The organism is Rhodoferax sp., from assembly GCF_037143375.1.
In the GTDB taxonomy this organism is placed as follows: Bacteria; Pseudomonadota; Gammaproteobacteria; order Burkholderiales; family Burkholderiaceae_C; genus Rhodoferax.
In genome coordinates, this window is record NZ_JBAWYV010000184.1 from 1 (window position 1) to 5,378 (window position 5,378).

Annotated in this window: 6 protein-coding genes; 3 read left to right on the top strand and 3 right to left on the bottom strand. The window is 51.9% G+C overall.

Annotated elements, in window-relative coordinates; all coding sequences use genetic code 11:
* The 3 genes from rpsR to dnaB all read left to right on the top strand — a co-directional run.
* The coding region (gene rpsR, locus WCG50_RS17040) for a 30S ribosomal protein S18 (RefSeq protein ID WP_336900796.1) at nucleotides 1–101 on the top strand (101 nt) is incomplete at its 5' end.
* A gap of 11 nt (nucleotides 102–112) precedes the next feature.
* Nucleotides 113–565 carry a 50S ribosomal protein L9 gene (gene rplI / locus WCG50_RS17045; RefSeq protein ID WP_336900791.1) on the top strand — a complete coding sequence of 151 codons (453 nt, stop codon included), beginning with the start codon at nucleotides 113–115 and terminating at the stop codon, nucleotides 563–565.
* Nucleotides 566–745: 180 nt separating this feature from the next.
* On the top strand, nucleotides 746–2,152 hold the full coding sequence (gene dnaB / locus WCG50_RS17050; protein WP_336900792.1) for a replicative DNA helicase: 1,407 nt from the start codon (nucleotides 746–748) through the stop codon (nucleotides 2,150–2,152).
* Between the two features lie 93 nt (nucleotides 2,153–2,245).
* Here dnaB and WCG50_RS17055 read toward each other — a convergent pair whose 3' ends face one another.
* From WCG50_RS17055 to WCG50_RS17065, 3 genes are all read right to left on the bottom strand, one after another.
* A complete protein-coding gene (locus tag WCG50_RS17055) occupies nucleotides 2,246–3,943 on the bottom strand; it encodes a PhoH family protein (protein ID WP_336900793.1) in 1,698 nt (565 codons plus the stop codon).
* Nucleotides 3,944–4,119: 176 nt separating this feature from the next.
* The gene (locus WCG50_RS17060) at nucleotides 4,120–4,605 is read right to left on the bottom strand and encodes a peroxiredoxin (protein ID WP_336900794.1); all 486 of its coding nucleotides are present in this window, start codon (nucleotides 4,603–4,605) and stop codon (nucleotides 4,120–4,122) included.
* 165 nt (nucleotides 4,606–4,770) lie between these two features.
* Nucleotides 4,771–5,151: an Mth938-like domain-containing protein gene (locus tag WCG50_RS17065; protein ID WP_336900795.1), complete on the bottom strand. Its 381-nt coding sequence runs from the start codon at nucleotides 5,149–5,151 to the stop codon at nucleotides 4,771–4,773.
* Between the last annotated feature and the right edge of the window lie 227 nt (nucleotides 5,152–5,378).

A 5,378-nucleotide genomic window follows, 5' to 3' on the forward strand; every position in this document is an offset into this window, starting at 1 on the left:
TGACTGGCACCCGTGCCATTTTCCAGCGCCAGCTCAACACCGCTATCAAGCGCGCTCGTTTCCTCGCGATGCTGCCTTACAGCGACCAGCACAAGATCTAAGGATTACGACCATGCAAATCATTCTGCTCGACAAGGTCGTGAACCTTGGCAATCTCGGTGAAATCGTTCGTGTTAAAGACGGTTACGCTCGCAATTTCCTGATCCCTTCTGGCCGTGCTCGTCGCGCAACTGAAGCTGCTAAACAGCAGTTTGAAGTTAAGCGTGTTGAGCTTGAAAAAGCGGCTGCTGTCAAATTGGCTGAATGCCAAGCCTTGGGCGAAAAACTTGCCGGCACGACCTGCAAGTTGACTCAAAAGGCTGGTGTTGATGGTCGTCTGTTTGGTTCCGTGACCAACGCCGACATCGCTGAAGAACTGAACAAGAACGGTTTCAAAATCGCCAAAGCTCAGATCCGTATGCCTAATGGTCCGATCAAGATCGTTAGCGACAGCACCGTCAGTGTGGCGCTTCACCACGATGTGGTTGTTGACATCACTGTCTCTGTGTACGGCGAATCAGCTTAATAACTGCTTCTCCTAAATAAAAGCCGCCAGGGTGCAAACCCAGGCGGCTTTTGTATTGGTGCCACTATTTATCCCTTGATTTCCACAGTTTGTGCACAGCTTATCAAGGGATTGTGCCCAGCATTTCACTCGACGCTGAACCCGCGGTGACGTAGCATCAAAGTATCAAAGGAAACCTTCATGTCTGCCGTACTTTCTGCCGTGGGTGATGACTTCGGTCAAGACCGCCAAGTAGCGCAACTGCGCATCCCACCTCATTCGATTGAGGCTGAGTCCAGCGTTTTAGGCGGACTCTTGCTCGACAACGATGCGTGGGACCGTGTTGGCGATTTGTTGTCTGAACGTGATTTCTACCGTTACGAACACCGTATGGTTTTTACGGCTATTGGCACATTGGTCAATGCCTCCAAGCCGGCTGATGTGATCACAGTGTTTGAGCAATTGCAGAATCTAGGCAAGGCTGAAGAGATCGGCGGGCTGTCCTATCTCAATTCTCTGGCTCAGTATGTGCCCAGCGCCGGCAATATCCGCCGCTACGCCGAGATCGTTCGAGAACGGTCAGTTCTTCGCAAACTGGTGACAGCCAGTGACGAAATTTCGACCAATGCCTTCAATCCAAAAGGTCGGCCAGTGGCTGCCATTCTGGATGAAGCCGAACAAAAAATATTTAACATTGGTGAAGAGGGCGCGCGCAACAAACAGGGTTTCCAGGCCATGGACACGCTGGTCGTCGATTTGCTCGACCGGGTTCAGGAGATGGCCGACAACCCCAACGATGTCACGGGTGTCCCGACAGGTTTTTATGACCTTGACCGGATGACGGCTGGGTTTCAAGCTGGTGATTTGATTGTGCTGGCGGCTCGACCTTCGATGGGTAAAACAGCATTGGCGATTAATATCGCTGAGCATGTCGCCTTAAATGAAGGTTTGCCAGTCGCCGTGTTTTCGATGGAAATGGGCGCCGCTCAACTCGCGGTACGTATTGTGGGTTCAATTGGTCGGATCGATCAGGGCCATTTGCGTACCGGCAAATTAACCGACGAAGAGTGGCCGCGTTTGACGGAAGCGATTGAAAAATTGCGTACGATTTCTCTTCATATTGATGAATCTGCCGGTTTGACTTCCAGCGAACTCCGTGCCAATGCCCGTCGCTTGTCGCGCCAGTGCGGCAAGCTGGGACTGATCGTGGTCGATTACTTACAGTTGATGAGTGGCTCCAGCAGCGATGGAGAAAATCGAGCCACAGAGCTGGGCGAGATTTCACGCGGCTTGAAAATGCTGGCAAGAGAATTGCAATGCCCGGTGATTGCCCTGTCGCAGCTCAATCGAAGCGTGGAGCAACGTCCCGACAAGCGCCCCATGATGAGCGACTTGCGCGAATCAGGCGCCATTGAGCAGGATGCCGACATTATTATGTTCATCTACCGCGACGAGTACTACACCAAGGATGCTTGCAAGGAGCCAGGCGTGGCTGAGGTCATTATTGCCAAGCAGCGGAATGGCCCCACCGGTGTCGTCAAACTGGCCTTCCAGCGGCACATCACCAAGTTTGAATCACTGGCTTCTGGTGGTAGTGGCGACTTTTAAGCCGTTTAGGCCTCCAGGGCCCGTGCATTAAGCGTAACCAGCTATTAAATTAATAGCTGGTTAGCTTAAGCAGCGCATAGGTTTTATAAAAACTTATAAAACCTCGCTGGCAAAATCAGCCAGTCGAGAGCGCTCCCCGCGCGCCAGAGTGATGTGCCCTCCATGCGCCCAGCCTTTGAACTTATCTACGGCAAAGGTCAAGCCCGAAGAGCCTTCGGTCAGGTAAGGCGTGTCAATCTGGGCCAGATTGCCCATGCAGATGATTTTTGTGCCCGGACCCGCACGGGTGATCAAGGTCTTCATCTGTTTGGGTGTCAAATTTTGAGCTTCGTCGATGATGACGTATTTGTTCAAAAACGTGCGACCGCGCATGAAGTTCATGCTCTTGATCTTGATGCGGCTGCGGATCAGTTCACTAGTGGCAGCGCGTCCCCATTCGCCAGCGCTGGTTTCTGTTTTGCCCAGCACTTCGAGGTTGTCATCCAAGGCGCCCATCCAGGGCCCCATTTTTTCCTCTTCAGTCCCAGGCAGGAAACCAATGTCTTCGCCCACGCTGACCGTAGCTCGTGTCACGATGATCTCGGTGTAGCGGCGGTCATCGAGCACTTGGGTCAGGCCGGCGGCCAGCGCCATCAGGGTTTTACCCGTACCAGCGGTTCCAGTAAGTGTGACAAAGTCGATTTCAGGGTCCATCAAGATGTTCATAGCAAAATTTTGCTCACGGTTTCTTGTGGTGATGCCCCAGACAGAGTTTTTAAGGTGCGTGTAATCCTTGAGCGTTTTGAAAACAGCCGTTTTGCCCCGAATTTCAGTCACTCTTGCATACAAGCTGGGCTCGCCGGGAGACTCAAAGTAGACAAACTGGTTGATCAGCAAGTTGGGAACAATCGGACCCGTGATGCGATAAAAGGTGTGAGCGCCTTGCTGCCAACTTTCCACTGTTTTACCGTGGGTAATCCAGAAGTTAGAGGGCAGGGCGATAGAGCCTGCATACAGCAGGTCACCGTCTTCGAGCGTTTTGTCGTTTTGGTAGTCATCGGTGGCCAGACCCAATGCACGGGATTTGACCCGCATATTGATGTCCTTGGATACCAGTACCACTTCGCGTGGGGCGTGTTGCAGGCGCAAGGCGTCGACCACACCCAAAATTTGGTTATCGGCTTTTCCCTGGGGCAGACTGGTGGGCAGTGTGTAATTCAGCAGCTGTGTCTGGAAGAACAGTTTGCCACCCGCTTCACGGTGGCCGGTGGTGTTTAACGGCAATCCGGTGGTGATGTCTGATCCTTGTTGGCCTGCTAATGCATCCAGTGTCCGGCTGGTTTGACGCGCATTGCGAGCGACCTCCGTTATACCTTTTTTGTGCGCATCGAGTTCTTCGAGAACAATCATGGGCAAAAAGATGTCATGTTCCTCGAAGCGGAAAAGGCACATCGGGTCGTGCAGCAGCACATTGGTGTCGAGAACAAACAGTTTGGCAGGCCCTGTGTGTTTGGGTTTCTTGGGTTTGACTTCAGCCTGGGTCGGTGTGGCAGGACTGATTTTTCGAGTTGCAGGACTGGTGCGAGTCGTTTTAACAGCGCCCTCAACCGAGACTTTTTCCACCCGTTCTGCCGAAACTTTCGCTGAGGTCGCGGCAATGGGTGATTTGGATGATTCCGTCTTTTCAAGGCTAACGTGATCAGTTAAGGCGAATTCTGATTTTCGAGCTTTGGGCTGATTCCGGGCCGGCACGTCATAGTCTTGCTCGGACAGCAGCGCGGCGCGTTTGGCGGGGGCAGTTGGCAGTGGCATGGGTTAGTTCGCTCGTTAAAAGGTTGGAATTACAGCGTTAGAAACGAAAAAGCCGCCTTGTGACCAAGGCGGCTTTTGTAAGAGAGTAGGTTTGCGAATTTCAAGGGCATGACGCCCATTATGCATATTCTTTGAGACAGCTCACGGATCGTGCGCCAGTGCCCAATGCTGCTTGGTTAAGCAATCGCTGCTGATTTATTCAGCGCTTTAACAGCTGTCAGCACATCATCCACGTGACCAGGTACTTTAAGACCGCGCCATTCTTCTTTCAATAGTCCATCTGCGCCGATCAGGAAGGTGCTGCGCTCGATGCCTTTGACTTTTTTGCCGTACATAATCTTGTTCTTGACAACGCCGAACATATGGCACATCTTTTCTTCGGTGTCGGCCACCAGTTCAAAAGGCAATTCAAGTTTGGCTTTGAACTCGTCGTGCGAGCGCATGTTGTCACGTGACACGCCGAAAACCGTCGCACCCGCTTTGACGAAATCCTTGAATTTATCGCGGAACTGCATGGCTTCTGTGGTGCAACCGGGCGTGTTGTCTTTTGGGTAAAAGTACAAAATGACAACTTTTCCAAGGTGTGATGTGTTGGAAACTCTAATGCCGCCAGTGGCATTCGATTCAAATTCAGGGATGGGTTTATTGACAACTATCGCCATGTTTCTTAAATCTCGTGTGACAGGATGCTTCGATCACTTATAGAGTGGTCGCGACCCTTGGTTTTACTGCTCCGGCTCCCCCGACTGCAACCTGCTATTTTACCCTGAAAACCGTTGCTGATATGTGACGAAGCGGTGGTGTTGAACCAAGATAGCAAGACGGGGCTAAGGCTGGACGCCCTCGAGGAGCAAAGCGACGGCAACGCGGCGACCTTCAGCGGCGAGCACGTTGTAGGTTCTGCAGGCAGCTTGGGTGTCCATGGTTTCCAGTCCGATTTGCTGGTCGATCAAGGCCTTGATCAAGGCCGGCTTGGGAAACCGCAGGCGGTTACCGCTGCCAAAAATCACCAGTTCGGTTTTCATGGCAGCCAGTTGTTCAAAGTGTTCAGGTGTCAAATCTTCAAAACGCTCACAGGCCCATGCAAAGCGTTCTCCGTTTGAACCAATCACCACGCTGGTAGTGATTTTTTCACTTTTAATCGCGACCCAGTCAGGGCCGTAAGCGCTGATGGATTGGACGTTGATGCTGTCTGGTTGAAACTTCATGATGAAAAGGGTGAATATTGATTCTGTCGTGCAGGAATAACAAAATGTATTCCCGCAGAAATGTGGTCAAATTATAGGTTTCGCCTTGTGACATCCACGTCCGGAGGGACTTTGAAAACCATACGTAAATCAGCCAAACTCGCCAACGTCTGCTATGACATCCGCGGCCCCATCATGGACGCCGCCCGCCAGATGGAGGAAGAGGGTCACAAGATCATCAAGCTCAA